Origin of the sequence: Metasolibacillus meyeri, assembly GCF_003049505.1 — a bacterium.
GTDB classification, from domain to species: Bacteria; Bacillota; Bacilli; order Bacillales_A; family Planococcaceae; genus Metasolibacillus; species Metasolibacillus meyeri.
In genome coordinates, this window is record NZ_PYWN01000048.1 from 1 (window position 1) to 1,576 (window position 1,576).

The window sequence follows — 1,576 nt, forward strand, 5'->3', positions numbered from 1 at the left end:
ATAAAGTCAAGTAAGAAATGAAAAAATCTTTGAAAGTGAGTGGCTCCAAATCAGCGCATACCGAATAAGCCTGACAAAGATCCGATTTTTTCAACTTACGGACGGATTTCATAGGGTTCGTTTTTCTTTAAAATGGCATGCAAAATGTAACATAACTTTCTAGCTACTGCGCCCACTGCGGTGAGATGATGCTTTCCTTCTGCTCGCTTTTTCTCATAAAAAGTACGTAGAACAGGGTCGTGTTGTGAAGCAATTAAAGCAGATGTAAACAATGCTTTTCGCAAATAGGGAGAGCCACGTTTACTCATGACATTGTGGGTGGCTTCAAATTGTCCAGACTGTGTAACAGAAGCGTCGAGCCCTGCGTAAGCCACCAATTTCGCAGGTGTAGAAAATTTGTGAATATCGCCAATTTCACTTAAAATCGTGGCGCCATTGACGGTGCCGATGCCTGGCACAGTTTCAATAACGGAATCAAGCGTTCCCATGATGTGCGTAATCTCAGCTTCTGTTTCTTGAATTTGGGCTTCTAGAAATTTAAGCTGTTCAATCATGGAACGAAGCTGAAAAGTAAAGGCTTTCTGGGCAAATTTCACTCCAAAGGAATGAATCGCCGCCCGCTTAATTGCTTCTGCCTTTGCTTGACCTAATCGATTTCGGCTGGCCATTCGAAGTACTTTCGCTAAGGTATCAGCTGAAATCTCGTTAATGGCATCGGGAGAACTGAATTCAAGTAAGACCGCCTGAGAAGCCTTCCCGAAAATGCCAACTTTCGAAAAAAGTGTATCGTACTCAGGAAAGACTTGATCGAGAACGGCAATGATTTTCCGTTTAAAATCACTCGCTGTGCCGACAAGATAGGCACGATAGCGTGTCAATTGACGCAAAGAAAACAGTTGCTCATTGGCTAAAGCCGTTCCTGTAAATGAGCCGTAACGAATCAAATCTGCAATCAGGATAGAGTCAATCGTATCGTTTTTACGCTTACGGATTTCTGTACTTTTCCGCCAACCGTCCGTTTGAATCGGGTTCAGGACATGAAGCACAAAATCGTTGTTATCTAAGAAAGAGAACAAAGAAAGCCAATAGTGCCCAGTTGCTTCCATTCCCACTAAAAAGTCTTGTGATGAGGAAGAAAACGTCTGTAATTTATCAAGAAGCCGTTGCCCCCCTTCTGCTGAATTGGGGAAGGAAAACCCTTTAAGCACCACTTTTCCTTCCTGATTCATAAGGGAAGCAACATGTGTACGTTTGCCAATATCAATACCGAGATAAAACATCAGAACACCTTCTTTCAAGAGAGTTGGATGGATGTCCACTCCACTGAAAAGCGTCACTACCTTGTTCTAGATACGGAGTAAAGCAGAGTGCTTTCAACATCTAACTCATTCGCAACCAGCTTAACAGGGAGAGGTGCCAGTCTTTCGATTACGAGCTTGAAAACTCAAGGAGAGTACGGCAATTCCTCTCCATCCATTATCTATATTATCTCAAAACAATTGAGGTAATATCAAAAGGTTCATAAGGTCATCCTATAAAACATCGAGAGATAAAAACCTTAAATATAATATACAAG

1 protein-coding gene is annotated in these 1,576 nt (G+C 41.9%); it reads right to left on the reverse strand.

All coding sequences use genetic code 11. From position 1 onward, the window contains the following. Nucleotides 1-95: 95 nt before the first annotated feature. Nucleotides 96-1,280 (reverse strand): IS110 family RNA-guided transposase, encoded by a 1,185-nt coding sequence (locus tag C9J34_RS08600; RefSeq protein WP_107839455.1) that lies wholly within the window; start codon nt 1,278-1,280, stop codon nt 96-98. Between the last annotated feature and the right edge of the window lie 296 nt (nt 1,281-1,576).